The sequence below is a fragment of the Streptomyces davaonensis JCM 4913 genome (assembly GCF_000349325.1).
GTDB lineage: Bacteria > Actinomycetota > Actinomycetes > Streptomycetales > Streptomycetaceae > Streptomyces > Streptomyces davaonensis.
Genome location: NC_020504.1, coordinates 6,350,266 through 6,376,602, shown reverse-complemented (window position 1 = coordinate 6,376,602; position 26,337 = coordinate 6,350,266). Strand labels below are relative to the sequence as shown.

The window sequence follows — 26,337 nt, the reverse complement described above, 5'->3', positions numbered from 1 at the left end:
AATTTGGGCAGACGGTATGGAAATTATCCGCCCTGGGACAGCCTCACCGGCGTACGTGCCCGTCGCCGGTGACGATGTACTTCGTGCTGGTCAGCTCCGGCAGGCCCATGGGGCCGCGGGCGTGCAGCTTCTGGGTGGAGATGCCGATCTCCGCGCCGAAGCCGAACTGGCCGCCGTCCGTGAACCGGGTCGAGGCGTTGACCGCGACGGTGGTGGAGTCGACCAGCTGGGTGAAGCGGCGGGCGGCCTGCTGCGAGGTCGTCACGATCGCCTCGGTGTGCCCGGAGGTCCACAGCCGGATGTGCTCGACGGCCTTGTCCAGGGAGTCCACGACGGCCGCGGCGATGTCGTAGGAGAGGTACTCCGTCTCCCAGTCCTCCGGGGTCGCCTCCACGACGGTCGCCCGGGAGTCCTTGGCGTACGCCATGACCCGCTCGTCGGCGTGCACGGTGACCCCGGCCTCGGCGAGGGCGTCCAGGGCCCGGGGCAGGAACTCGGCGGCGATGTCCTGGTGGACCAGCAGGGTCTCGGCGGCGTTGCAGACGCTGACCCGGTGGGCCTTGGAGTTGATCAGGATCTCGATGGCCATGTCGAGGTCGGCCTGGGCGTCGACGTAGACATGCACGTTGCCCGTGCCGGTCTCGATCACCGGGACCGTGGACTCGTTGACGACCGTGCGGATCAGTGAGGCGCCGCCGCGCGGGATGAGGACGTCGACCAGGCCGCGGGCGCGCATCAGCTCGCCCACGCTCTCCCGGCTCTGGCCCGGCACGAGCTGTACGGCGTCGGCGGGCAGCCCGGCGCCGCCGACGGCGTCGCGGATGACCCGGACGAGGGCGGTGTTGGACTCGTAGGCGGAGGCCGAGCCGCGCAGCAGGACGGCGTTGCCGGACTTCAGGCAGAGGGCGGCGGCGTCCACCGTCACGTTCGGGCGGGCCTCGTAGATGATGCCGACGACGCCGAGCGGGACGCGGACCTGGCGCAGGTCGATGCCGTTGGGCAGGGTCGAGCCGCGGACGACCTCGCCGACCGGGTCGGGCAGCGCGACGACGTCCCGCACGTCGGAGGCGATGGCCCGCACCCGCTCCGGGGTGAGGGTCAGCCGGTCGACGATCGACTCGCTGGTGCCGGCCTCGCGGGCGGCGGCGATGTCCTTGGCGTTGGCCTCGACGATCTCGTTCGTACGGACCTCAAGCGCGTCCGCGATGGCGAGCAGCGCGTCGTCCTTCACGGACCGCGGCAGCGGCGCGAGGTCGGCCGCGGCGGCCTTGGCGCGGTAGGCGGCCTGGGTGACCGGGGTCATCGAGTCGTACGGCGAGAGCGTGGTCATGAGGGAAGGGTAGTGCGCCGGAGGGAGCCGTTCACCGGATGTCCCACACCGCGAGACAAGCCGTCCGAAGGTCCCGCAAAAGGGGTCCTCCAGGGCGGCCCGACCGACCTCAGTAGGGGTGCACGCCCACCGGGCTGGCCGGCGGCGGGCCGTACCCCTCGGCGATGCGCTGGTGGTAGGTCACGCGGTCGATGACCTCCAGGCCGACGATCTCCCAGGGCGGCAGGCCCGCGCTCTGGCGGTGCTCGCCCCACAGGCGCAGCGCGACGGCGGCGGCGTCGTGCAGGTCGCGGGCCTCCTCCCAGTACCGGATCTCGGCGTGGTCGTTGGCGTAGCGGCTGGTCAGCAGGAAGGGGTGGTCGTGGGCGAGCTGTTCGAGCGCCCGCCTGACCTCCTTGAGCGGTGCCTCCTCGCCGGAGACGCTGAGGGTGACATGCCACAGCCGGGGCAGTTCCTCGGGCTCTCCGCCGCCGGCCAGTTCGCCGGTCGCGACGCTGGTCAGGGCGCGCTCCTCACCGGGCGCCCGGGAGGAGGAGCCGCCGATCCCACCGCCGGACGCCGCCGCCCCAGGGCGTACTCGTCTCACGACGGCCTCCTTCGTCCCACGGTCGAGCAGTGCTCGGCGGTTTGTTTCCTTGAGACAAAGTTGAGCAGCCCGCAAGCGGTTGTGTGGCGCTTTTGCGGAACGTCCACCTCAGGGCGACACGTTCGCCGGGGCGTTCACCCTGTTTTCGGACGCAGGCCGCGTCAGGGCTCCAGAAGCACCAGATCGTCGCGGTGGACGACCTCGCGCTCGTACGCCGGGCCCAGCTCCCGGGCCAGCTCGTGCGTGGAGCGCCCGATGAGCTGGGGGATCTCCTTGGCGTCGAAGCTGACCAGACCGCGCGCGACCGCCCGCCCGGCCCCGTCCCGCAGCTCCACCGGGTCCCCGGCGCTGAACTCGCCCTCCACGGCGGCGATCCCGGCCGGGAGCAGCGACTTGCGGCGCTCCACGACGGCCCGCACCGCGCCGTCGTCCAGGGTCAGCGAGCCCTGCGGTGTGGAGGCGTGCTGGAGCCACAGCAGCCGGTCGGCGGAGCGTCTGCCGGTGGCGTGGAAGTAGGTGCCGGTGTCCCCGCCGGAGAGCGCCTCGGCGGCGTGCACGGCGCTGGTGAGCACCACCGGGATGCCCGCGGCGGCGGCGATCCGGGCGGCCTCGACCTTGGTGACCATGCCGCCGGTGCCGACCCCGGCCTTGCCCGCGCTGCCGATCTCCACGTGCGCCAGGTCCCCGGGTCCCCGTACCTCCGCTATCCGCGAGGTGCCGGGCCTGCTGGGGTCGCCGTCGTACACGCCGTCCACGTCGGACAGCAGCACCAGCAGGTCGGCGCGGACCAGGTGGGCGACGAGGGCGGCGAGGCGGTCGTTGTCGCCGAAGCGGATCTCGTCCGTGGCGACGGTGTCGTTCTCGTTGACGACCGGCAGGGCGCCCATCGCGAGGAGCTTGTCGAGGGTGCGCGAGGCGTTGCGGTGGTGGGCGCGACGGCTCATGTCGTCGGAGGTGAGCAGCACCTGGCCGACGCGGACGCCGTAGCGGGCGAAGGAGGCGGTGTAGCGGGCGACGAGCAGTCCCTGGCCGACGCTGGCGGCGGCCTGCTGGCGGGCCAGGTCCTTGGGGCGGCGACGCAGTCCGAGCGGGGCCAGACCGGCGGCGATGGCGCCGGAGGAAACGAGAACAATCTCACGTTCCCCGCCGCTTCGGCTCTTCGCGAGGACGTCCACGAGGGCGTCCACACGGTCCGCGTCGAGCCCTCCGGAGGCGGTTGTCAGGGACGAGGAACCCACCTTGACGACGACCCTGCGGGCCTCGGCCACGGCCTGCCTTACGCCTGTCACCTGCTGTTCCGTCCCCTCGCGCGTCGACTGAACCGCAATCTACGCGAAGGGGGCCGTCCCTCGCGCATCGGTCCAGTCGCCGGACAGCAGGCCGGTAGCCGCCCACTCACGCTGCGCATACGACAAAAAGGTTGTACTGGTTGCTTATAGAAATCAAAGTTCAGTCAAACTTATTCTGACGTTTGTGTCATCGAATGTTCCCCCTGCGCGGCGCATCCTCCTCAGATCGGGGAAGAGCCCCTACGACGTCGTCCCGGTCGAGGAAGCCCTCCACCGCGACGTCATCGCCACCAACTCCGGCAACCTGATCTTCAGCGACGCCACCCACAAGATCCTCGAAGTCCCGGGCACCGAGGTCGTGTCCAACGGCATCAGGACCAATGTGCAGGCCGCGGGGAGGATCAACGAGCAGTACGACGCCTTCGTCGTGCCGCTCGCCAACGCCTTCCGGCCGTCGTTCGAGCCACAGCTGCGGCGGCTGACCCAGCTGATCACCAAGCTGCGGATCCCGGTCGTCGTGGTCGGCGTCGGCGCGCAGACCGGGCTCAGCTACGACCCGGCGCGGCTGAAGCCGATGGAGCCGGCCGTGCGCGCGTTCGTCTCCGCGGTGCTCGACAAGAGCACCTCGATCGGCGTGCGCGGCGAGTTCACCGAGAAGTACCTCAACGACATGGGCTTCCGGGACGTCGAGGTCATCGGCTGCCCGTCGATGTTCATGTACGGCAAGGACCTGAACGTCGCCAAGCGGGCGCCCGAGCTGAACGCCGAGTCCCGGGTCGCGATCAACGGCTCGCACAGCGCGGTGCGGACCCAGGGCCTGGACCGGGTCATCGCCGCCGCCCACGAGCGCTACCCCCACCTGCGCTACATCGGCCAGAACCTCACCGACGCGCTCCAGCTGCACTGGCGGGACGTCTCCAGCGCCAATGGCAAGATCACCGCGATGCCGACCCACCCGGACCACCCGATGTACCGGGAGGGCAAGGCCCGCGTCTACATCGACCCGATCACCTGGATCGACGATCTGCGCGAGTTCGACTTCTCCTTCGGCTCCCGGATCCACGGCAACATCGCGGCGCTGCTGGCCGGCACGCCCGCGACGGTGCTGTGCGGCGACTCCCGCACGCTGGAGCTGTGCCGGTACTTCGACATCCCGCACCAGCGGATCGACGAGCTCGGCAAGGGCGTGGACGTCGACCCGGCGAAGCTGTACGCGCAGGCCGACTTCGGACCGCTGGTCAACAACCACCATGAGCGCTTCGAGCGGTTCACGGGGTTCCTGGACCGCAACGGCCTGAAGAACACCTTCACGCACGGCGACAGCGGCGCGGCGTTCGAGAAGCGCATGCGGTCGCTGGACTTCCCGGCCGGCATCCGCCCCTGGAACGACGCCGACCCGATAGCCATGGCGGCCCGGTTCGGCTTCCTCCAGAACCGGATCACCAAGCTGACCGCGGACAACGCCAAGCTGAAGCAGGAGCTGGCGAAGAGCGGCAGCAAGGCGGTCGCGGCCCCCGTGTCGCAGACGTCCGTGTACCGGCGCGCCCGCCGCGTGGTCGGCAAGGCACTTCAGAACGGGCGCTGACCCCTTCAGGGCGCTCCGGCCCACCGGCACTCCACGGCCTCCGTACGTCACCCGCGTGTCGTACGGAGGCCGTCGGGCGTTAACCCGGACGCATGTCTGCGTCGACGCTTGGAGTGACCGTAGTGCCAAGATCCATCCCCCGTCCGCTGCTGGCGGCCACCCTCGTGGGCGCGTTCTGCGCGCTGGCCGTTGCCGCCCTGCGCCCGCACGTCCCGCTGCTGATCGCCGCCACCGCCGTGTGCCTGGCCGTGGAGGGCGTGCTGTACCGCTGGCAGCGCGGCATGCTCTCGGTGTTCGCCAAGTCGCACCTGGACATCACCGTGCGCCATGCGCTGCGGGACCTGCTGCTGGTGGTGGCGCTGCTGCGGCTCGGCGGACAGGACCGGGAGTCGTCGTACACCCCGCTGGTCGCCGCCCTGCTCGCCTTCTACGCGCTGCACTGCGCGATCCAGGCGGCGTCGATCCTGGTCCGCCGCACCCGCACCCTGCCGGTGGTGACCCGCAACATCGACGCCTCCGCCCTACGCCTTTCCCCGGCCCCGCCGCTGCTGCTGCGCCGCCCCGGCAACCGGCTGCTCGCCTACGGCCTGCCCGCGACGGCCGGTCTGCTGGCCACCGCCGCCACCGCCGACCGCCGCTGGGCGGCCCTCGGCCTCGCCCTGTCCCTGGGCATCGCCGTGCTGGGCCTGTGTGACCTGCTGCTGCGGCTGCTGCCGGGCCGCCGTCCGGCGGGCGAGCGGGAGGCACTGGAGTGGCTCGACCGCTGGCTGGCGGAGTACCGCCCGACGGTCGGCCTGTACTTCTCCGGCGGCACCTCCTCGGCGTACCAGGCGAACATGTGGCTGGAGCCGCTGGCGCAGGTGGAGGGTCGGCCGCTGATCGTGCTGCGGGAGCGGTTCATGGTGCAGAAGCTCGCGGCGACCGACGTACCCGTGCTGTGCCTGCCGAAGGTCTCCACGCTGATGCGGCTCGAACAGTCCACGCTCCGGGTGCTCATCCACCCCTCGAACTCCGGCAAGACCTCCCAGGTGCTGCGCATCCCCACGCTGCTGCACACCTTCGTCAACCACGGGGAGAGCGACAAGCTGTCCTCCTGCAACCCGTACGCGAAGGCCTACGACGAGGTGTGGGTGGCCGGTCCCGCGGCGCGCGAGCGGTACGCGCAGGCCGAGGTCGGCGTCGAGGACAAGGACGTCGTGGAGATCGGCCGCCCCCAACTGGACGCCGTACGGCCGTACTCGGGCCCGCCCACCGGGGCGTACACCACCGTGCTGTACGCGCCGACCTGGGAGGGCTGGGACGGCAACCCGGGGAACACCTCGGTGATCGAGGCCGGGGAGAACGTCGTACGGGCGCTGCTGGCGGATCCGAAGGTGCGGCTGCTGTACAAGCCGCATCCGCTGACCGGGTCGGTGGATCCGCGGGCCGGGGCGGCCGATCTGCGGATCCGGGAGCTGATCCGGGCCGCGAACCGGGAGCGGTCCGGGGCGCGGCCCGTCGACGACGGTGAACTGGCCCGGCGGACCGTGGAGTTGGACCGGCTGACCGCGAGCGACTTCCGGGCCGGTGCCGACCAGGTCGAGCGGATGCTGGCGCAGTCGACGCCCGAGGCGGGGCGGGCACGGGCGGTGGCCGAGGCCACGGCCGCCTGGGAGGAGGCCTACTGGGCCTCGCTGCCCGAGTGGGAGCACCAGATCGTCATCGGCGTGCGGCCCACGCTGTTCTCCTGCTTCAACCGGTCGGACCTGCTGGTCAGCGATGTCTCCAGCGTGGTCAGCGACTTCCTGGCGAGCGGGAAGCCGTACGCCGTGGCCAACACCAGCGGTCTCGCGGAGGACGTCTTCTGCAAGACCTTCCCGACCGTGCGGGCGGCGACCGTGCTGGCGCCGGACGCGGCCGGGGTGCCCGAGCTGCTGGAGTCGGTGCGGAATCCGGAGAAGGACGAACTGGCCGGGGCGCGGGCCGAGTTGAAGCGGCATCTGCTGGGGCCTGACGAGCCGGCCGCCCAGGAGCGCTTCAACACGGCCGTACAGGAGCTGTGTTCGGCGGCCGAGGAGCGGCGGGCCCGGCTGATCCCTGGGCAGCGCCTCAGCGGCTCGCCGGAGCCGGGGCCGGCCGCAGCGTCTTCCGCAGCTTCCGCAGAGCCCGGCGCATGAAGTAGTCGGTGCCGCCCTCGCGGTAGCCGGGAACGCCCCGGGCCTCCCGGGGCTCGGCCAGATAGACCGAGTCCGGTATCCCGGCCTCGCGGTCCCGGAAGTACGGATAGGCCAGGTACACCCGGCGGCCCTTCTTCTCCAGGAGGGTCGCCGGCTGCTTCTTGGCCTTGCCGAACTTCAGGACCTCCAGCAGCCGTTCGGGCTGCTGCCCGGCGACCAGGTGCATCCGCAGCCGCTCCTCGACCTTCAGCCGGTGCGCCACGCCCTCGCTCCAGTGCGCGGCCAGCAGCGGTGCCGCCAGTTCGAACTTGTGGCGCCGGACCTTGTCGTTGTCCTTGAGGTACTTCGGCCCGAACTGCGGCAGCAGCGTGACGGTGAACGGACGGACCATCAGCACATCGCGCTTGGGGCCGGGCGGGACCATCTCCGCGATCAGGTTCATCAGGGCGCGCGCGGAGTCGAAGCGCCGGGTGTAACCCCCGCTCTTGGTCACGTGCTTGCCGTCCTCGCGGCCCACCAGGTAGTAGCAGGTGTAGTCGGCGAGCACGGAGACGCCGTCGGCCCGCAGATAGGCCTCCATCGTGAACAGCGCGTCCTCGCCGGTCCACAGGGACTCGTCGAAGCGCATGTCGTGCCGGGTCAGCAGCTCGCGGCGGAACAGCTTCTGCGCGCTCAGCGTGAACTTGATGTTGGAGGAGTACACATCGGTGCGCTCCAGCGTCTTTCCCCACATCGACTTCGGCGGGTTGCGGTTGATGCCCTCGACCCGGCCGAGGACCACATCGGTGCCGTTGCGGTCGGCCATGGCGACCATCCGCTCAAGAGCCTCGGCGCCCAGCCGGTCGTCGGCGTCGAGGAAGAAGACGTAGCGCCCGGCGGCCTTGCCCAGGCCGATGTTGCGCGGGCCGCTCGGGCCGCCGGAGTTCTCCTGCCGGATCACCGTCACCTGCATGGGGGCGCGGGCCGCGAACTCCTCCAGGTACTCCCCCGTGCCGTCGGTCGAGCCGTCGTCCACCGCGATGACCTCGATCCGCGCGGGGTCCAGGGTCTGCGCCTCCAGGGACGCCAGGCAGTCGACCAGGTACGGCATCGCTTCGTACGCCCCGATGACGACGCTCACATCAGGCTGCGTCACGGTCACGTTTCCCCCTAGTAAACGGAAGGTTTTCTCCCGTATCTCCTTTTCGCTACCTAGAAGACGGTTCAGCGCAGGAAGCGGTTGTCCTTCGGGGGTCGCATTGTGACCCACCTCACGGTACGTATGAGGTGTGAAAAGCGTTCGGCCCCCGGGGAGTTGAACTCCTCGGGGGCCGAACGGGGGTGCTCAGGCGCGGTTTCAGCCGGTCAGTTCCGCGGACTCCGTGGCCTCCGCCGCCGCGACCCGGGCCTCCTGGCCGAGGTTGCGGGTCTCCGCCTTCAGGGCGAGGTTCGCGACCGCGGTGTTGAACTGCTCGATGGAGGCGGGCTCGTCGGGTCCGAGCAGGTACCGCTTCAGCTCGCCGCGGTCCTCGGCCAGCGGGTCGGCCGCCGGGTCGCGGACCGCGTCCAGCAGCCCGCCCAGCTCGGCCGCGCTGTTGGTCAGGATCACCGCGGCACGCACCGCGGTGTTCTGCCGCTTGAACTCCTCCTCGCCCAGCTCCCCGGAGTCCGTCACCGCGTACGGCTTGCCGCTCGCGATGAAGTCGGAGACCACGCTGGAGATGTCGGAGACCATCGCGTCGGAGACGTTGAAGCAGTCGTACAGACGCGGCTCGGCGCCGGTGATGACGCGGTGCTCGTGGGCGCCGAAGGAGCGCCAGTAGGCGTCGTTCCACTCGGCGCGCAGCCGGGCGGCCTCCTCGTGCCGGGCGACGTCCACCACGCCGTCACGGGTGGCCTCGGCCTCGTCGCCGCGGTCCTTGCCGTTGCCGGACAGCTCGGCGAGCCGGGCCTCGATCCGGGTCAGTTCGGCCTTGGCGGCGCTCTGGGCGGCGGCGTCGGCGGTGAAGCGGGCGTCGGTGGCGCGGGCCGCGCCGGCCTTCTCCACCAGCGCGGTGATCCGCGCGTGGGCGGCCTTGGCCTCGGCGCTGACGGTGCCGGTGAACGGGTGCGGCTTGTACAGCACACGGACCGGCGGATCGGCCTTGACCAGGCGGTTCACGATGTTCTCGCCGGCCAGCACGATCGAGGTGTTGCCCGGGTTGCCGTCCCAGCCCTCCCAGGTGGGCGCGTACAGCACGGTCGGCATCCGGTCCTCGGGGACGCCCTGCCAGGTCCGGATGGGCGCCAGCTGCGGGCGGCCGACCTCGGCGATGTCGTCGTCGCGGACACCGACGTCCGCTATGGCGTACCGGTCGCGGCCCGCGCGACCCGCGGTCCACACCTCGTCGTAGACCTTGCTGAACGGGTTGACGCTGGCCAGCTTGTCGCTGTCGCCGTGGCCGATGAAGACGTGCTTCATGGTGGGCACGCGCAGCAGGTGGATGTTCTTGCCGACGTTCGCCGCGTACAGCGCGACGCGCACGGTGGACAGCTCCAGGTTCATCAGGTGCACCCCTCCGGGCACGCAGATGACGGGGACCGTGGTCGGGGCGAGGTTGTTCAGGATGACCCGCTCACGCAGGATGATCAGCGGCCTGGAGTCGAGCTGCTCCATCGTCTCCAGCCACATGTTGACCTGGTACGCGGAGTCCTTGGAGCCGGAGAAGTACAGCACCGTCTCGGGGCGGTACTGGGTCAGCCAGTCGTCCACGGCGGCCAGCACGGTGTCCGCGTTCGGCGGGATCTTCGCGCCACGGACGTACGGCACCAGGGCGAGGACGTACAGGGTGCCCAGCAGCAGCGTGACGCCGATGCCGATGAACCCGGCGAGCGACTCGTCCAGGGAGGCGGAGACGAGCACGCCGATGACGGCGGCCAGGTCCAGGTGGAGCATCTTCTCGGCGGAGCGGTTCAACAGGCCCTGCGGCGGGGCGTCCGGGATACGGATGCGCGAGGCCAGGTCGACGTTGCGGGTGGCGACCGGCATCCGGCGGCGGTTGCGGATCAGGGTGACCAGGGCGCCGTGCGGGGCCTGGAGGCCGTAGAAGGCGATGAAGCCGGCGACCGCGGCGTAGAAGACCAGGTTGTCCGAGAGGTCCAGGCGGGCCAGCAGCAGGATCAGCAGCAGCTGTCTGATCAAAAAGCGGATCGACAGTCCGGCGCGCACCTTGCTGAGGCGGTTGACCAGGTAGCTGCCCTTGCGGTGCAGATAGTGGTCCGCCAGGTACGTCACTGCGGCACCGGCCGCGAAGGCGGGAACGCTCGGGACGAGCGCGGCCACCATGAGGCAGGGGAAGCCCAGCATCACGAGGACCGCCGCGGCCAGCTCGGCCGCGCTGCCCACCCGGGCGACGCGTATAGCGGTGGAGATCACGGATAAACCTGCTCTGGGAGGGGTTGCCGGTCTGAGGAACGAGGGGTGGAGCACGAAGGGTGAAGGACTCAGGCCCCTGTGAATTCTTCGTGAATGAAGAAACGCAGAGGCCTGAATTCCGTAAGGCTTATTAGCTGTTGATTATGCCACGCCGTCCTGGCGGTCAAGCACACTGGCCAGCGCGGCCTCGAAGCCGGAGGCCTGGCCCGCGGCGGCCGTCGGGTCCTGCTGGCGGACGTCGATGACATGGCCGGTCAGCTCGGAAAGCAGCACGTCGAGCGAGGTGCGGGCGACCGCCTCGGAGGAGAGCAGGCTGCCCGCGGGCTCCTGGCCGAAGGCCTTGGTGCGCATGGGGGTCGCGGTGCGCTCGGGGTTGATGCAGTTCACCCGGATGCCGTCACCGGCCCACTCGTCGGACAGCGCCTGGGTGAGGTTGACCATGGCGGCCTTGGTGGAGGAGTACAGGCTGTACTCGGCGCGGCCGCGGGTGTAGCTGCTGGAGGTGTAGAGCAGCAGCTGGCCGTTGGTCTCGGCGAGGTACTTGTACGAGGAGCGGGCGATCTGCACCGGCGCGAGGTAGTTGACCTTCAGCGCCTCCTCGATGGTGGCGTTGTCGGTCTCGGCCAGCTTGCCGATGCGCAGCACACCGGCGGTGTTGACGACGTAGTCGATCCGGCCCGTCTCGGCGTAGGCCTTGGACAGCGCGTCGTCGACCTCCTCCGGGTTCTCCACGTGGGTGCCGGTGGTGGAGCGGCCCAGCGCGTACACCTTGGAGCCGTAGGACTCGGCGAGCTCGGCGATGTCCTTGCCGATGCCGTAGCTGCCGCCGAAGACGACGACGGTCTTGCCGGTCAGCAGCTCGCGGTAGGCCTCCTCGGAGACCTGCTCGGGGGCGGCGGTGGAGGCCAGCTGGAACAGCTTGTCGGCGATGAAGACGTCGACGGGCTGGGTGACCTTCATGTTGTACTCGTCACCCGCGACCACGTGGATCGGCACGTCCGGCAGGTACTTCAGCACGACCGAGCAGTCGTCGGTGGCCTGGAAGTTGGGGTCACCCGCGGCGACCTCGTAGGCCCGCTTGATCGTGGACAGCTTGAACGCCTGCGGCGTCTGGCCGCGGCGCAGCCGGGAGCGGTCCGGGATCTCGGTGATGAACTCGCCGTCCTCGCCGTGGGTGCGGGTCACGATGATGGTGTCCGCGGACGGGATGGCGACGTCGACGGCCTGGTAGCGCTCCAGGGCCACGACACAGTCGTCGATCACGCGCTGTGACAGCAGCGGGCGCACGGCGTCGTGGAAGAGGACGTTGCGGTCCTCACCCTCCGCGAGGCCCTCGCCGAGCGCGGCGATGGCCCGCTCGGTGGTCTCATTGCGGGTGGAGCCACCCTCGATGATCTTGGTGACCTTCTTGAACCCGGCCTTGGCCACGATCTTCTCGATGTCGGGCACATAGCCCGGCGCCATCAGCACGATGACGTCGTCGATCGAGTCGGCCTTCTCGAAGGTGGTCAGGGTGTGCTCGATGACGGCCTTGCCGGCGATCTTCAGCAGCTGCTTGGGGATCGAGAGACCCACACGCTGGCCGGTACCGCCGGCCAGGATCACTGCGGTGGTACGGGGCTTGGCTATGTGCTGGGACACAGGTGACCTACCTTGTGGCGACTGGGAACTTGGAAATGGTCCCACTTCCGGTTACCGCAGTGCAAGGTGAGCGTCCTCCGCCGCATATATGCGCGCAACCTGTCATTCACCTTGCACTCCTGGTGACGGTCCGGAAAGCGTCCATGGTTCCCCCGGAATTGCTGTGAGTAACCGCACAGCTCAGCGACGGCGCAGCTTCTTCAGACAGCGATGTCCGAGGACCTTCACGAGTTCCTTGGACGACGTCTGATGAACCGTCCGCGCCTGGACCGGCACAGCGCTGCCCACCGGTGCGGCGGCGGCCGCGGCGAGGGCCCCGTACAGCGCCTGCGCGGCGACCTCGGGCGCCATCCGCGGCTCGGCTTCGGTCCGGGCGGCGGGCTTCGGCACGGCGGACAGCAGGGCCGGATCGCCGAGCACCCGCACACCCATCGTGCCGATCCGCCCGGCCATCTCGGCGCCGATCCCGGCGGCCGCCTCGACGGCCCACTGCGGGGTGCAGATCTTCACGTCGTCGGGACCCGGGGCGCACGCGTTCTTCATATGCATAACGGCGCCATATCGGACAAGCTGGGAATAGAGCTCCTCCGGAAGCTCATTCTCGCGGAATTCCACATTAAGATTCCGCAGCATTTCGGTCTCGGCGAGGGTGAGTGACCGGTTCGCGGTGTCCGGGACCTCCTGGAGCAGATTCTCCGGGAGTCCGAGCAGCCCCTCGAAGGTGCGCATCAGGCCACCGCGGTCGGCGTCGTCGACCACCACGACGGTGACCCGCTCGGCCCCGACCACCCGCACCCACCGCTCGATCAGCCGGTCGTGCCGGTGCCGCCGCCAGAAGCTGGGGTTGGGCTTCTCGTACGGCGGCTTGCGCAGCATGTGCCGGAGCCAGCTCTCGTAGCCCATGCGCAAACCGTTCTGCACGTACTGCTGCCACTGCGAGGGCATGATCCTGGCCAGCGGGCGCAGGGTGACCAGGACGTGCACCCGGTCGCCGCCGAGATCCTCGACGATCTTGGCGATCGTCTCGTCGTCGGGGGCGTCGGCGAAGAACTCGCTGCTGACCACCGAGGTGCGCCGGCCGGTGGCGGCGACCTGCTCGACCAGGGTCTCCCAGTGCCGGTCGGTGGGCTTGGCGTTGCCCATCATCCCGGGGCGGGCGCAGACCGCGAGCGCCGCCGACATGGGGTGCCTGCTGGTGGCGGGGAAGTCGACGCCGTGCCCGGCCATCGCCTCCTTGGCCGCGAACAGGGCGCCCTGGATCGAGGTGGTCCCGGTCTTGTGCGGGCCGATGTGCAGCAGCCGTGTCCCGGCCGGCAGCGGAGCGACGCCACCGTTGGCCGGGACTTCATCTCTCGTACAGTCCGTCTCCATAGTCAGGTGACGGTAGGACCGGTACCTGAGGGTTGGCTAAGAGCCGTATGGGACAGTGATGAGCGCCACACTCATCGCATCACACGACCTCCACGCCGGGGCGCCCCGCCTCCAGCCGCAGCCGGGCCAGCGTGCTCGGCACCGAGGTCTGCTGCCGGACCGTGTCCACCACCCTGACCTGCGCGTCGATGCCGTCGCGGCGGATGTCGAAGAGGTGGTAGCCGCGGTGCGCGTCGAGCAGCTTCCAGTGCGGGTTGTCCGCCCGGCGCGGGTCCCACTCCCGGCGGAACGCCTCCTGGTCCTGGTCGCCGTTGCTGGAGATGGAGGTGCCGACGAACTCGGCGCCGACGACGGCGGACTCCGGGTTCGCGAAGTCCTCCTTCAGATCGCTGATCATCGTCAGATGCCGGTCCCCGGTGAGCACCACGGGGTTGCGGACCCGCTTGAACTCGCTCAGGAACTGGTTCCGCTCGGCCTGGTAGCCGTCCCAGGCGTCGTAGAACCACTGCTTGCCCTCGCCGACCAGCAGATCGGTCTCGGCCATCATGATCTGCGAGGCGATCAGGTTCCAGCGGGCCGGCGAGCCGTGCAGCCCGTCCAGCAGCCACCGCTTCTGCTCGGCGCCGAGCATCGTGAGCGCGGGGTCCATGGCACCGGCCTGGCTGGTGGCCTGGTCGCTGCGGTACTGCCGGGTGTCGAGCACGTTGAGCCGGGCCAGCCGGCCGAACTCCAGGCGGCGGTGCATCCGGATGTGCGGTCCGTTCGGGACGGCCGTGGCCCGCACCGGCATGTGCTCGTAGTACGCCTGGTAGGCGGCGGTGAGCCGGGCCACGAACGCCTCGTGCGGCTGCTTGGCCGGGTCCTGCGGGATCTCGCCGGCGAAGTCGTTGTCGACCTCGTGGTCGTCGAAGGTCACCACGAAGGGCGCGCCCGCGTGCATCGCCGCGAGATCGGGGTCGCTGCGGTACTGCGCGTACCGGTTGCGGTACTGCGCCAGGGTGTACGGCTCCCCCGTCCCCTCGTGCCTGCGCAGCGCCGTCGCCGAGGGCACCGACTCGTAGATGTAGTCACCGACGAACAGCACGACATCGGGGTCCTGGTCCAGCATGTCGGCGTACGGCGTGAACCAGCCGTGCTGCCAGTTCTGGCAGGAGGCGAGGGCGAGGCGCAGATCGCCGCCGGAGCTGAGCGGGTGGGGCGCGGTACGGGTGCGGCCCACCGGGGAGATACGGCCGCCGGCGCGGAAGCGGTACCAGTAGCGGCGGCCGGGACGCAGGCCCCGTACGTCCACGTGAACGCTGTGCCCGTACTCGGGCCGGGCCTGGGCGGTGCCGCGGCGCACGACCTTGCGGAACCGCTCGTCCTCCGCGAGCTCCCACTGCACCGGCACGACCGCGTCGGGCATACCGCCGCCGTTCAGCGGGTCCGGGGCGAGCCGGGTCCACAGCACGATGCCGTCGGGGAGCGGGTCGCCGGAGGCCACACCGAGGCTGAACACGCCCTCGGGCAGCGGGGTTTCGGCGGCATGAGCGGTGGCGGGCAGCCACAGCTGGGCGGAGGCGGCGGCGCCGAGCACGGCGGCCGAGGCGGTCAGGAAGCGGCGGCGGTCCGGTGATCCTGCTGCGGTCGCTTCGGTCATCGGCGAACTCCCTTGCGTCGCGGGCCCCTTGGACTCATTCGAAGCTCACGCTCCGGTCAGTCCGCCCGCTGAACCCCAGGGCTCGCGTGCATGACAACTAGGGAGACAACAGAAGACCCGTTGCGGCACGGGAACACCACGACAAACGTGATCCGGCCACAACGGGTTCTGGGTGCCTGCCTCTTGAGATTCAGTCAGTTATTCGGGGAAACGGTCCCCGAACCGCGCGTCGGCAGCGGTCATCCCGAAGGAACCCGAGCCGACGGACACGGTGCCCTTGGGCCCGAACAGCCAGACAGCACCGGCCCAGTCGTTCTCGGCGATGGCCGACACGACCGGCTCGGCCCGCCCGTCGCCGTCGCTGTCGACGACATCGGTCCTGCCACCGAAACGGTCCCCCGCCTCGGCACTGCCGGGCACACCGGGGCTCGACTGGCTGAACGCCCGGGTGCCCGCCCCGGTCGGCCCGTCGGGCCCGCCCGGTACGACGGCGAAGATGCCCGCATCGGTCCGTCCGGCGAAGTCCTCGGTCGGATTGCCCGCCACGATGTCCCCGTAGCCGTCCCCGTCGACATCGCCCACCGAGACCACGGCGCCGAAGGTGTCGCCCTTCTCCTGGGCGCCGGGGACACCGGGGGTGTTCTGGGTGATGATCCGCTCGGTGCCGCCGTCGAGGACCCTGATGTCGTTGCCGGCGCCGGTCACGATCTCGGCGGGCCCGTCGCCGTCGACATCGCCGACCGCGAGGGACTCCTGCCAGGGCTCGGCCGTACGGAAGCTCGTCACGACCGTCGGCGGGAGCAGCCCGTCATGGCTGCCGCGGGCCACGGTCACGGAGTAGGCGTACTGGTTGTCCTCGCCCCGGTCGTAGTCACGTGCCAGCGCGACGACGTCGGTGATCCCGTCGCCGTCCGTGTCCCCGGCGGCGAGGTCCGTCGTCTGGTGGTGCGTGGTGAACTCGGCACCCTGCCGCACCGAGGCGGCGGCCCCGTCCCGCCCGAACGGCCCGAACCGCACCTCGCCCTTCTTGGCCAGGTCCAGATGCCCGTCACCGTCGAAGTCGCCGGTGACGCTGGTGCCGCCCTGGGCCAGTCCGGTCGTCAGCACGGGCAGCACACTGCCGGAGGAGAGGCCGCTCGGGCCGCCCCACAGCACGATGCGGTTGCCGTCGCGGGCGATGCCCTCGTGCGTCCACTGCTCGTTGTCGGTCTCGACCAGCAGATCGGCATAGCCGTCGCCGTCGAGGTCTCCCACGGCGAGATGGGCGCCGAACATGTCGTGCGACTCCACGCTGCCGGGCACACCCGGGGAGGCCTGCGTGTAGACCTTCTTGGTGCCGGGCCCGACCGCCGAGCCGTAGACGACGGCGACATACCCGGCCCGCTTCTTCCCGGCCACCTGACCAGCGGGAACACCGGTGACCTGATCCTCGTAGCCGTCGCCGTTGAAGTCCTGCCTCAAGGGCTGGGACTGGGCGTGCGCGAGGGGTGTTGCTCCGACGGTCGCGCCCAGCAGGGCGAGAGCGACCACGAGACTGCGGCGTACGGACACGTCGACTCCGGGCATCGAAAGGGCGGCTGAGCGCGGAGAGGACCAAGATCCTCATCCGCGCCGCCCAGTACGACTCGCCGAACCGACAGTTGGTTGCCCTGCCGTACGCCCCCACTTTCCCCGGGATTAACCCTCGAAGGGGTCGAAGTCGTCGAACTCCCGCTGGAACTCGTCCCGTTCGGCCTGCTTGTCCTTACGGCGCTGGGCCGCGGGGCGCGGCTCCTCGAACCGGTGGTCCTCACCGCGCCGGCCGAGCATCTCGGCACCGGCCATGACGGTCGGCTCCCAGTCGAAGACGACGGCGTTGTCCTCGGGCCCGATAGCGACGCCGTCGCCCGCGCGGGCGCCCGCCTTCATCAACTGCTCCTCGACACCGAGGCGGTTGAGCCGGTCGGCGAGATAACCGACGGCCTCGTCGTTGTTGAAGTCGGTCTGCCGCACCCAGCGCTCCGGCTTCTCACCACGCACCCGGAACAGCCCGTCCTCCTCGCGTACGACGGAGAAGCCCGCGTCGTCCACGGCCTTGGGCCGGATGACGATCCGCGTCGCCTCCTCCTTCGGCTTGGCGGCGCGCGCCCGGCCGACCAGGTCGGCGAGCGCGAAGGAGAGCTCCTTCAGCCCGAGATGGGCGACCGCGGACACCTCGAAGACCCGGTAGCCCCGCGCCTCCAGATCCGGCCGCACCAGCTCGGCGAGGTCCTTGCCGTCCGGTACGTCGATCTTGTTCATGACGACGATCCGCGGCCGGTTGTCGAGCCCGCCGTACTCCCGCAGCTCCGCCTCGATGATGTCGAGGTCGGAGACCGGGTCACGGTCGGACTCCAGAGTCGCCGTGTCCAGCACATGCACCAGCACACTGCACCGCTCGACATGGCGCAGGAACTCCAGGCCGAGGCCCTTGCCCTGGCTGGCGCCCGGGATGAGACCCGGAACGTCGGCGATGGTGTACACGGTCGAACCGGCGGTCACCACACCGAGGTTGGGCACCAGCGTGGTGAACGGGTAGTCGGCGATCTTCGGCTTGGCGGCGCTCAGCACCGAGATCAACGAGGACTTGCCCGCGCTCGGGTAGCCCACCAGCGCCACATCGGCGACCGTCTTCAGCTCCAGCACGATGTCCTGGAGGTCCCCGGGCTCACCGAGCAGGGCGAAGCCGGGCGCCTTGCGGCGGGCGGAGGCGAGGGCCGCGTTGCCGAGACCGCCCCGGCCGCCCTGGGCGGCGACGTACGAGGTGCCGTGCCCGACCAGGTCGGCGAGGACATTGCCCGCGCCGTCCAGCACCACGGTGCCGTCCGGCACCGGGAGGATCAGGTCCTGGCCTTCCTTGCCGGAGCGGTTGCCGCCCTCACCGGGCTTGCCGTTGGTGGCCTTGCGGTGCGGGGAGTGGTGGTAGTCGAGCAGCGTGGTCACAGACTGGTCGACCGTGAGGATGACATCGCCGCCGCGTCCGCCGTTTCCGCCGTCGGGCCCGCCGAGCGGCTTGAACTTCTCACGGTGGACGGAGGCACAGCCGTGACCTCCGTTACCCGCGGCGACATGCAGTTCGACGCGGTCCACGAAGGTGGTCATGGTGTGTGCCTCCAGAAAGTACGGGTTTTACCTATGTCAACACGCGAAAGGCGGACCCGCCTTCCCGACCGGGAAGTGAGGTCCGCCTCGCGAAAAGCTTCCGATCAGGCGACCGGAACGATGTTCACGACCTTGCGGCCACGGTGGGTGCCGAACTCCACCGCACCGGCGTTCAGCGCGAACAGCGTGTCGTCGCCGCCACGGCCGACGCCCGCGCCGGGGTGGAAGTGGGTGCCGCGCTGGCGGACCAGGATCTCACCCGCGCTGACGACCTGACCGCCGAAGCGCTTCACGCCGAGGCGCTGAGCGTTGGAGTCACGACCGTTACGGGTGGACGATGCGCCCTTCTTGTGTGCCATCTCTCCTCAGTCCCTTACTTCGCAGCCGCGGGGATCTCAGTGACCTTGATCGCCGTGTACTGCTGGCGGTGGCCCTGACGACGGCGGTAGCCGGTCTTGTTCTTGTAGCGAAGGATGTCGATCTTGACGCCCTTGTGGTGGTCCACGACCTCGGCCTGGACCTTGATGCCGGCCAGCACCCACGGGTCGCTGGTCACGGAGTCGCCGTCGACAACGAGCAGGGTCGAGAGCTCGACCGTGTCGCCAACCTTGGCAGTGGAAATCTTGTCAACCTCAACGATGTCGCCGACAGCAACCTTGTGCTGGCGACCACCGCTGCGCACGATGGCGTACACGCGGATCTCACTCTCTCGCTCGGGAACGGCACCCCCGCAGTCCAGCCGCCCGCACATCGCGAACAGCCTCTCCCGGCCAGTCGTGTCCGGGAGGAAAAGGTTTACGGGGATGTGGCACGTCAGTGGACATGCCGACGGTCAAGGTTACGGGGCGGCGGCCGAACGGGTCAAACCGGGCCGGGCCCCGAGGGTGTGCGGCCGGTCACGTCGACCGACCGCACCCCCGGTGTCGCTTCAGCCCTCGTCGGTGGAGGCCGAGACGGAGGGCAGCGTCTGCTGCGCCGCCGCCGCGGTCTTCTTCGACGTCGACTTCTTGGCGGCCGTGGCGGTCTTGGCCGCCTTCTTGGCCGTCGTCTTCTTGGCGGCCGTCTTCTTGGCCGCGGTCTTCTTGGTGGCGGCCTTCTTGGCCGTCGCCTTCTTCGCCGTCTTGCGGGCCGCCGCCTTCTTGGCCGGGGCGGGCTCCCCTTCCTCGGCCGGAGCCTCCGTGGCGGGGACGACCACGACGGCCGTCTCCTCGGACGCGGTCGGCGCGGTGGCCTTGCGCACGGCACGGCGCCGCGGACGGGCCGGGGCGGCGCTCTCGGCGGGCGCTTCGGCGACGGGCTCGGCGACCGGCTCGGGCGCGGCGGCCTCCTCGGCCACCGGCTCGGCCGCGGCCTCGCTGCTGACGGTCACCACGGCGGCCTCCGCCCCGGCGGGCGAGCCGGCGGGTGCCGTCGCCTTCCGGGTCGCGCGCCGACGCGTGCGGCCCTTCGGCGCGGCCTCCTCGACGGGGGCGGCCGGGGCTGCCGGGGTCTCGACGACCGTGTCCGCCACCGCGGCGGGTTCGGCCTGCGCCTCGATCTCCGGCTCGACGGTGGTTTCCTGAGCGACCGGCGCCTCGGCCCTGGGGGCCTCCGCCTTCGGTGCACCGGCCGGCGCCGACGCCCGACGGCTTGCCCGGCGCCGGGTGCGGCCGCCGCGGGCGACCGCGGCCTCCGCCTCGGCGACGCTGCTGTACAGCTCCTCGTCCGGCGCGAACTCCGGTGCGGGCAGCGCGACCGGCTCGGCGACCTCGGCCGCCACCTCGGCGACGGTCTCGGGCTCCGGCTCGACCGGCTCGGCGGTCTCCACCGCGGTCACCGCGGCCTCGTGCTCGTGCCCGTCACCGCCACGCCCGCGCTTCTTGCGCTTGCCGCCGCCACCGGCGGCCGTCGGCTGCTCCATGTGCACGATGACACCGCGGCCGTTGCAGTGGACGCAGGTCTCGGAGAACGACTCCAGCAGCCCCTGGCCGACCCGCTTCCGGGTCATCTGCACGAGCCCCAGCGAGGTCACCTCGGCGACCTGGTGCTTCGTACGGTCCCGGCCCAGGCACTCCAGCAGACGCCGCAGCACCAGATCCCGGTTGGACTCCAGCACCATGTCGATGAAGTCGATCACGATGATGCCGCCGAGGTCGCGCAGCCGCAGCTGACGCACGATCTCCTCGGCCGCCTCCAGGTTGTTCCTGGTGACCGTCTCCTCCAGGTTGCCGCCCTGGCCGGTGAACTTGCCGGTGTTGACGTCGACGACGACCATCGCCTCGGTCCGGTCGATCACCAGCGAACCGCCGCTGGGCAGCCAGACCTTGCGGTCCAGCGCCTTGGCGAGCTGCTCGTCGATCCGGTAGGTGGCGAAGACGTCGACCTCGGAGGTCCACTTCGACAGCCGCTCGGCGAGATCCGGGGCGACGTGCGAGACGTACCCGTGGATCGTCGACCAGGCGTCGTCACCGCTGACGACGACCTTGGAGAAGTCCTCGTTGAAGATGTCCCGGACGACCCGGACCGTCATGTCCGGCTCGCCGTAGAGCAGCGTGGGCGCGTTGCCGCTCTTGGCCTTCTTCTGGATGTCCTCCCACTGTGCCTGGAGCCGCTCGACATCGCGGCGCAGCTCGTCCTCGGAAGCACCCTCCGCGGCCGTACGGACGATCACGCCCGCGTCCTCGGGGACGATCTTCTTGAGGATGGTCTTCAGCCGCGCCCGCTCGGTGTCGGGCAGCTTGCGGCTGATACCGGTCATCGACCCCTCGGGGACGTAGACCAGGTAGCGGCCCGGCAGGGAGACCTGGCTGGTCAGACGCGCGCCCTTGTGCCCGATCGGGTCCTTGGTGACCTGCACCAGGACCGACTGGCCCGACTTGAGGGCGGACTCGATGCGTCGCGGCCCGTTGGCCATGCCGAGCGCCTCGAAGTTGACCTCACCGGCGTAGAGCACGGCGTTGCGGCCCTTGCCGATGTCGATGAAGGCGGCCTCCATCGAGGGCAGGACGTTCTGCACCTTGCCGAGGTAGACATTGCCGACGTACGAGGTCGACTGCTCCTTGTTGACGTAGTGCTCCACGAGCACGTTGTCCTCGAGGACGCCGATCTGCGTACGGTCGCCGTGCTGGCGGACGACCATCACGCGCTCGACGGCCTCACGGCGGGCCAGGAATTCGGCCTCGGTGATGATCGGGACGCGGCGGCGCCCCTGCTCACGGCCTTCCCGACGGCGCTGCTTCTTCGCTTCGAGCCGGGTCGAGCCCTTGATGGACTGCACCTCGTCGGACGGCTCGGCCTTGGCGCGCGGCTCGCGCACCTTGACGACCGTGCGCTCGGGGTCGTCGGCGGACGGCTCGGCATCGCCGGAGCTGTCCCCGGCCCGGCGGCGACGGCGGCGACGGCGCCGGCTGCTGGAGCTGGAACCCGCGGACTCCTCGTCCCGGTCCGCCTCGTCGGCGTCCTCTTCCTCCTGCTCGGCGGTGTCCTCGGCGTCCTGCGCGGCCTGCTCGGCGGCGGTCTCGTCGCCCTCGGTGTCACCGCCCTCGGAGTCGGCGTCCGCGGCCTCACCGCGACGACGGCGACGGCCGCCCCGGCGACGACGACGGCGCGCCCCGGTCTCCTCGGCCTCCTCGCCCTCGGCACCGTCCTCGACGGACTCCTCGGCGTCCTCCGCCTCGTCCTCGACGGCGGGCGCCTCGACGCGGGCCTCGGTACGGGCCTCGGCCTCCTCCACGGGGGCACCGCGGCGACGGCGTCGACGACGGCCGCCGGCCTGCTCCTCCTCCGGGAACTCCGCGGTCTCCTCGGCGTCACCGGACACGTCCGACGCCTCGGCGGCGGCCGCGGCGGCGGCGCGCTCCGGGGTCTGGAACATGGGCTCGGTGAAGACGGGCGGCTGGAACACGGCGACGGCGGGCCGCGCCGGACGACGCGGGGCCGACTCCTCCTCGGCCTCCTCCTCGGCGGTCCGTGCGGGCGCGGAGAACCCGGTGGCAGCCGCGCGGGCGACCCGGCGCCGGCGGCGGGGGGCGGCCTCTTCGGCGGGAGCCTCGGCGGGCTGCGCGGTCTCGGCCTCGGCCTTGGCGGCGCTCTCATCGGCGGCGGTCACGGACGCCTCCACGGTCTCGGGCGCCTCGGCGGGCGCGGACACACGACGCGTGGCACGCCGACGGGTACGACGGGGGGCGACGTCCTCGGACGCGGCCGGGGTGTCTTCGGCGGGCGTGTCCTCGACGGCCGGGGTCTCGGCGACAGCGGCGGTCTCGGCGGGGGCGGCCTCCTCGACCTGAGCCTCCTCGACCGGCGCCTCGGCGGGCGCGGACACCTTCCGGGTCGCACGGCGGCGCGTACGTCCCTTCGGCGCGGCGTCCTCGGCGGTCTCCTCGACCTGAGCGGCGATCTCCTCGACCGGAGCGACCGGCGCGGCCTCGACGACGGTCTCCGCCGTCTCGGGAGCGGCGGCGGGCGCGGTGACCTTGCGGGTGGCGCGGCGGCGGGTGCGACGCGGGGCGGCGTCCTCCACGGCAGCGGCGGCGGAGGCGGCCTCGACGACCTCGGTGGCGGGCGCGTTCTCCTCCGCGGAGCTGGTCCCCGGCACGATGGTCTCGGCGGCCTCGGCGGACACCGGCGCACCGGCGGGCGCGGACGCCCTACGGACCACACGGCGCCGCGAACGACCGGCGGGAGCCTCATCGGCGACGGCGACGGCGACAGGCGCGGCCTCGACGACCTCGGCTGCCTCTTCGGTCTCGGCGACCTCCGTCTCCTCGACCTCGGTCTCCTCGACCTCGGCGTCCGGTATGGCCGGCGCGGCCTCGGTCGCGGAGTCGGTGGAGTCTGCGGCGGCGCCGGTCGGTGGACCCGCCGGCCGGGACGCGGCACGGCGCCGACGACGCGGCGGCAGGGTGTCGCTGGGGGTGTTGAGTTCGGAACCCTCGGTGGGTTCGGTCGGCTCGAGCATGCGGGCGTTTCTCCCGTCAGGCTCCCGGGCGCCGCGCCTGGTCCGGCGGTGGGCCGGTGACGTCCGCGGCTCGCGTCGTGCGCGACTGCCGCCGTCCGGGGCGCGGGCGCCGCACGGGAGCTCTCTGTGTCCTGTCTCGCCGGTTCCGTACGCCGAATGCGTACGGCCTGGCGAAAGTCTTCTGGTCGGTGCGCTGCCCGACCCAGGTGGCTCCCGAGTACGAGGGCGGCGCTACGACGTCCGTCCCTTCGCGGGACCTTCCTTACGCCGGCGCCTTCGCGGCGGCAGCGGTTCCGGCCGTGGGGGCCGTCGCTGCCTCGCGGTCGGGCGCGAGCGGGTCGGTCACCGTGCCGGTCTCTTCATCGAACAGCCCCTGCGCCAGCCTGGTCACCGCTGCGGGGACCGGCGGCGCCAGGTCGGCCACGGCGCGGAGACCGGACAGGACGTCGTCGGGTCGTACGGCAGGCGTCACGTGCCGAACAACCAGCCGCAGTATCGCACAGGGCTGGTCGGTCGGCCTATCAGCCGTCGAACTGGTCGTTCCGTGCGCTTCAAGATCCACGACCGCCTGGCGGGCGTCGAAGGTCCGAACGCCGTTCTTGGTCATGCGCTGGACCTCGACGGTCTCGGCGGCGTTGAACGCGGCCACGGCCTGCTCGGCCTCGGCCGGCTCCACACCGTCGAGACGCAGCTCCCACTCGGAAGCCGTCAGCCGGTCGGCGAGCCCGGAAGTGCGGGCCTCGACCGCGTCGACGACATCGAGCCCGGCGGGCAGCGACTCGTCGAGCAGCACCCTCAGCTGCTCCGGATCCCGCGCCGCGGTGAGCGCGATCTCCAGATACTCCGCCTCACTGCCCGTGCCGGTGGGTGCGGCATTGGCGTACGACACCTTCGGATGCGGCGTGAACCCCGCCGAGTACGCCATCGGCACCTCGGCACGGCGCAGCGCACGCTCGAAGGCGCGCTGGAAGTCACGGTGGCTGGTGAACCGGAGGCGGCCGCGCTTGGTGTAGCGCAGTCGGATGCGCTGCACCGCGGGAGCGGGCGGCGGGCCTTCGGGCTGTCGCTTGCCCAGTGTCGTTCAGTCCTTCGTGAGAGCGGTCGTACTGCTACCAAGAGTACGTGTCTCGGCGCCCCGAGGTTCCCGCCGGGCCACCGACTCCGGTTGCCGGGGCTCGCCGAACAGCATCCGCCGGAAGTCGGCGCGGGCCTGTCGTACGGACTCACGGGCGGCGGTGAGGGCCTGCCGGGTGGCCCGGCCCACACTGCGCGCGGCCTCGGCGCAGGGCCGCAGCACCGCGTCCCGGACGACATGCCCGACCGGCGTGAGGACGGTCCGGTACACCCAGCGCAGCGGCTCCACGAAGATCCACCGGAAGAGGGTCCCGAAGAACCGTCCGACGGCGAGCGAGATCCGCCCGGCGACCCGCCAGGCCTGCACGATCGCGTCCCAGATCTCCCGTCCCACGACGGCGAGCGCCCGCCCCACAGCCGCCAGCGCCCGCCCGACGGGCACCAGCACCCACCGCCACACGGCGAGCGCGGGCAGCACGAACAGCACCCGGGTGATCCAGTACAGCGCGATGCCGATTCCCCGGGCGACCCACATGAGGGCGTGCCCGACGGGCGTGAGCACCCACTGGTACACCCACAGCGCGGGCACGACGAGCAGATACCGCACGAGCCAGGCGACGGCGCCGAACACCCCGGCCGCGAGGGCGGCGAGCCCGAGGCCGATCCCCCGGAGCACCCACATGCAGGCATGCCCGATCGGCGTCAGCACGCGCGCGTACACCCACGCCAGACAGGCCACGATCCCCCGCCCGACCCAGGCGAAGCCGTGCCCGATCGGCGTGAGCACATACCGGTACAGCCACCCGAGCGGTACGACGACCAGCACGTTCCCGAGCCAGGCGAGCCCCCGGCCGAGCGGCACCAGCAGATACCGCCAGAGCCCCACGAACGGCCAGACGAACAGCGCCCGCCCGACCCACAGCAGGGCCCGGCCGACGGGACGGAACACGGTGTCGGTCAGGAACCGCCACGCGACGACCAGCGCGTCCCACACCATCCGCACCGGCAGAACCAGCACCAGCACGAAGATCCGTACGGGAATGCGGATGGCGGTGACCAGGCACCCTTCGGGTTGCCGGGGCTCGGGCAGCGGCTTCTGCGGTTCCATACCGGCCAAGACGCGCGGTCCCTCGGTCCGGATGCGTCACGGGTGTTGCGATGGCGTCACGGCTTTCACCAGCGCGACAGGTTTCACCAGGCCGCTCGGTGCGTCTCGCTTGTCCGCTAGACCGTTTTACCTATTTGACGGCGCGTCCTCCGCGCGCACGGCGGCTCTCATGGGCGATCACGTCACTCTCGCACTGAGGTCCGGGACTCCCCCGGACCCTTTCGTGCCAAGGAGCATGCCTATGAGTCCTCGACACACTCCTTCGCTGCTGGGGCCGTTGGCCCGCGCGAGGTTCCAACGGGCCGGAGTACTGACCTCCCTCGCCCTGGTCATCGCCGCCGGGGTGGTCACGCCGTCCGCGGCGGCCGCCCAGGCCGTGTCCGAGCGGCCCACCGCGACGCCGTACACGGGCGACGACTGCAAGCCCGGCAAGCCCCACCACAAGCCGAGAGCGACCGAGGAGGCGTACACCGGCAAGGACAAGTGCCGTGGCGCCACGGGCGCGACGGGCGCGACCGGAGCGAAGGGCGCCACCGGTGCGACCGGTGCGACGGGTGCCACCGGTGCGAAGGGCGCCACCGGTGCCACCGGTGCGACAGGTGCCACCGGTGCCACCGGCCCTGGCGGCACCGGCGCCCCGGGTGCAACGGGTGCGACCGGTGCGACCGGTGCAACGGGTGCCACGGGTGCCACCGGCGCGGCCGGCCCCTGTGTCGACATCGACGCCAGCCGGGACGAGAACAACTTCGAGGTCCGAGCCGCGTTGACCCCACCGGTCATGGGCGGCCCGGCCAGAGCCTACGCGGGCATCCGCGACCTCCAGCCGACCCCCACGGCCTTCCTGTGGACCGACCTCACAGGGCTCCGCAACTACCCGTCAAACGCCTGTGCGATCGCCGTGTCCCAGCAGGCACTGGGCGGGGGGACCGAAGGAGACCTGGCAATCGAAGTCATCACCACCGGCGGCCAGATCTACGGCACCACCTGTGATGTGGAAACCGACGCCACCCCCACCCTGTCGTGCACCACACCCTGGAGCCTCGTGAACCGGCAGCCGGCCCCCGGCGCCGTGAACGGCGGGACCATCGTCCCGTAGCACCCCACG

The 26,337-nt window shown here is 71.0% G+C and carries 18 protein-coding genes; 3 read left to right on the top strand and 15 right to left on the bottom strand.

What is annotated here, in order from left to right:
* Window positions 1-43: 43 nt before the first annotated feature.
* From BN159_RS28255 to proB, 3 genes are all read right to left on the bottom strand, one after another.
* Window positions 44-1,330 carry a glutamate-5-semialdehyde dehydrogenase gene (locus BN159_RS28255; RefSeq protein ID WP_015660423.1) on the bottom strand — a complete coding sequence of 429 codons (1,287 nt, stop codon included), beginning with the start codon at window positions 1,328-1,330 and terminating at the stop codon, window positions 44-46.
* Window positions 1,331-1,439: 109 nt separating this feature from the next.
* Complete coding sequence (locus tag BN159_RS28250) at window positions 1,440-1,916, bottom strand: hypothetical protein (RefSeq protein ID WP_015660422.1); 477 nt, start codon at window positions 1,914-1,916, stop codon at window positions 1,440-1,442.
* 161 nt (window positions 1,917-2,077) lie between these two features.
* Window positions 2,078-3,205, bottom strand: coding sequence for a glutamate 5-kinase (gene proB, locus BN159_RS28245; RefSeq protein ID WP_078598893.1), 1,128 nt, complete (start codon window positions 3,203-3,205; stop codon window positions 2,078-2,080).
* A 184-nt stretch (window positions 3,206-3,389) separates the two neighbouring features.
* Between proB and BN159_RS28240 the strand changes: the two genes are divergently transcribed.
* The gene (locus BN159_RS28240; RefSeq protein WP_015660420.1) at window positions 3,390-4,790 is read left to right on the top strand and encodes a polysaccharide pyruvyl transferase family protein; all 1,401 of its coding nucleotides are present in this window, start codon (window positions 3,390-3,392) and stop codon (window positions 4,788-4,790) included.
* A 122-nt stretch (window positions 4,791-4,912) separates the two neighbouring features.
* Complete coding sequence (locus BN159_RS28235) at window positions 4,913-6,946, top strand: hypothetical protein (RefSeq protein ID WP_015660419.1); 2,034 nt, start codon at window positions 4,913-4,915, stop codon at window positions 6,944-6,946.
* Here the strand turns inward: BN159_RS28235 and BN159_RS28230 are convergent.
* From BN159_RS28230 to BN159_RS28175, 12 genes are all read right to left on the bottom strand, one after another.
* Window positions 6,879-8,087: a glycosyltransferase family 2 protein gene (locus tag BN159_RS28230; protein WP_015660418.1), complete on the bottom strand. Its 1,209-nt coding sequence runs from the start codon at window positions 8,085-8,087 to the stop codon at window positions 6,879-6,881. The genes BN159_RS28235 and BN159_RS28230 overlap by 68 nt on opposite strands.
* 195 nt (window positions 8,088-8,282) lie before the next feature.
* Window positions 8,283-10,340: a hypothetical protein gene (locus tag BN159_RS28225; protein WP_015660417.1), complete on the bottom strand. Its 2,058-nt coding sequence runs from the start codon at window positions 10,338-10,340 to the stop codon at window positions 8,283-8,285.
* A 141-nt stretch (window positions 10,341-10,481) separates the two neighbouring features.
* Window positions 10,482-11,981, bottom strand: coding sequence for a bifunctional cytidylyltransferase/SDR family oxidoreductase (locus tag BN159_RS28220; protein ID WP_015660416.1), 1,500 nt, complete (start codon window positions 11,979-11,981; stop codon window positions 10,482-10,484).
* A 180-nt stretch (window positions 11,982-12,161) separates the two neighbouring features.
* Window positions 12,162-13,352: a hypothetical protein gene (locus BN159_RS28215; protein ID WP_015660415.1), complete on the bottom strand. Its 1,191-nt coding sequence runs from the start codon at window positions 13,350-13,352 to the stop codon at window positions 12,162-12,164.
* 79 nt (window positions 13,353-13,431) lie between these two features.
* The gene (locus tag BN159_RS28210) at window positions 13,432-14,991 is read right to left on the bottom strand and encodes an alkaline phosphatase D family protein (RefSeq protein ID WP_015660414.1); all 1,560 of its coding nucleotides are present in this window, start codon (window positions 14,989-14,991) and stop codon (window positions 13,432-13,434) included.
* 198 nt (window positions 14,992-15,189) lie between these two features.
* Window positions 15,190-16,542, bottom strand: coding sequence for an FG-GAP repeat domain-containing protein (locus BN159_RS28205; RefSeq protein ID WP_015660413.1), 1,353 nt, complete (start codon window positions 16,540-16,542; stop codon window positions 15,190-15,192).
* 126 nt (window positions 16,543-16,668) lie between these two features.
* Window positions 16,669-18,111, bottom strand: coding sequence for a GTPase ObgE (gene obgE, locus BN159_RS28200; protein ID WP_015660412.1), 1,443 nt, complete (start codon window positions 18,109-18,111; stop codon window positions 16,669-16,671).
* A 104-nt stretch (window positions 18,112-18,215) separates the two neighbouring features.
* A complete protein-coding gene (rpmA, locus tag BN159_RS28195; RefSeq protein ID WP_015660411.1) occupies window positions 18,216-18,470 on the bottom strand; it encodes a 50S ribosomal protein L27 in 255 nt (84 codons plus the stop codon).
* Between the two features lie 14 nt (window positions 18,471-18,484).
* Complete coding sequence (gene rplU, locus BN159_RS28190; RefSeq protein ID WP_041819941.1) at window positions 18,485-18,805, bottom strand: 50S ribosomal protein L21; 321 nt, start codon at window positions 18,803-18,805, stop codon at window positions 18,485-18,487.
* Window positions 18,806-19,039: 234 nt separating this feature from the next.
* On the bottom strand, window positions 19,040-23,050 hold the full coding sequence (locus tag BN159_RS28185; protein ID WP_015660409.1) for an Rne/Rng family ribonuclease: 4,011 nt from the start codon (window positions 23,048-23,050) through the stop codon (window positions 19,040-19,042).
* Between the two features lie 262 nt (window positions 23,051-23,312).
* A complete protein-coding gene (locus BN159_RS28180; RefSeq protein ID WP_015660408.1) occupies window positions 23,313-24,083 on the bottom strand; it encodes a TIGR03936 family radical SAM-associated protein in 771 nt (256 codons plus the stop codon).
* A gap of 48 nt (window positions 24,084-24,131) precedes the next feature.
* The gene (locus BN159_RS28175) at window positions 24,132-25,232 is read right to left on the bottom strand and encodes a hypothetical protein (protein WP_015660407.1); all 1,101 of its coding nucleotides are present in this window, start codon (window positions 25,230-25,232) and stop codon (window positions 24,132-24,134) included.
* A 241-nt stretch (window positions 25,233-25,473) separates the two neighbouring features.
* On the opposite strand from BN159_RS28175, the gene BN159_RS45855 reads away from it, so the two are divergent.
* On the top strand, window positions 25,474-26,328 hold the full coding sequence (locus tag BN159_RS45855) for a hypothetical protein (protein WP_015660406.1): 855 nt from the start codon (window positions 25,474-25,476) through the stop codon (window positions 26,326-26,328).
* The last annotated feature ends 9 nt before the right edge of the window (window positions 26,329-26,337 follow it).

Coding starts and splice junctions, on each gene's coding strand:
- BN159_RS28255 (WP_015660423.1), bottom strand. CDS start 1,330: ATGACCACGCTCTCGCCGTACGACTCGATGACCCCGGTCACCCAGGCC.
- BN159_RS28215 (WP_015660415.1), bottom strand. CDS start 13,352: ATGGAGACGGACTGTACGAGAGATGAAGTCCCGGCCAACGGTGGCGTC.
- BN159_RS28210 (WP_015660414.1), bottom strand. CDS start 14,991: ATGACCGAAGCGACCGCAGCAGGATCACCGGACCGCCGCCGCTTCCTG.
- obgE (WP_015660412.1), bottom strand. CDS start 18,111: ATGACCACCTTCGTGGACCGCGTCGAACTGCATGTCGCCGCGGGTAAC.
- rpmA (WP_015660411.1), bottom strand. CDS start 18,470: ATGGCACACAAGAAGGGCGCATCGTCCACCCGTAACGGTCGTGACTCC.
- BN159_RS28185 (WP_015660409.1), bottom strand. CDS start 23,050: ATGCTCGAGCCGACCGAACCCACCGAGGGTTCCGAACTCAACACCCCC.
- BN159_RS28175 (WP_015660407.1), bottom strand. CDS start 25,232: ATGGAACCGCAGAAGCCGCTGCCCGAGCCCCGGCAACCCGAAGGGTGC.
- BN159_RS45855 (WP_015660406.1), top strand. CDS start 25,474: ATGAGTCCTCGACACACTCCTTCGCTGCTGGGGCCGTTGGCCCGCGCG.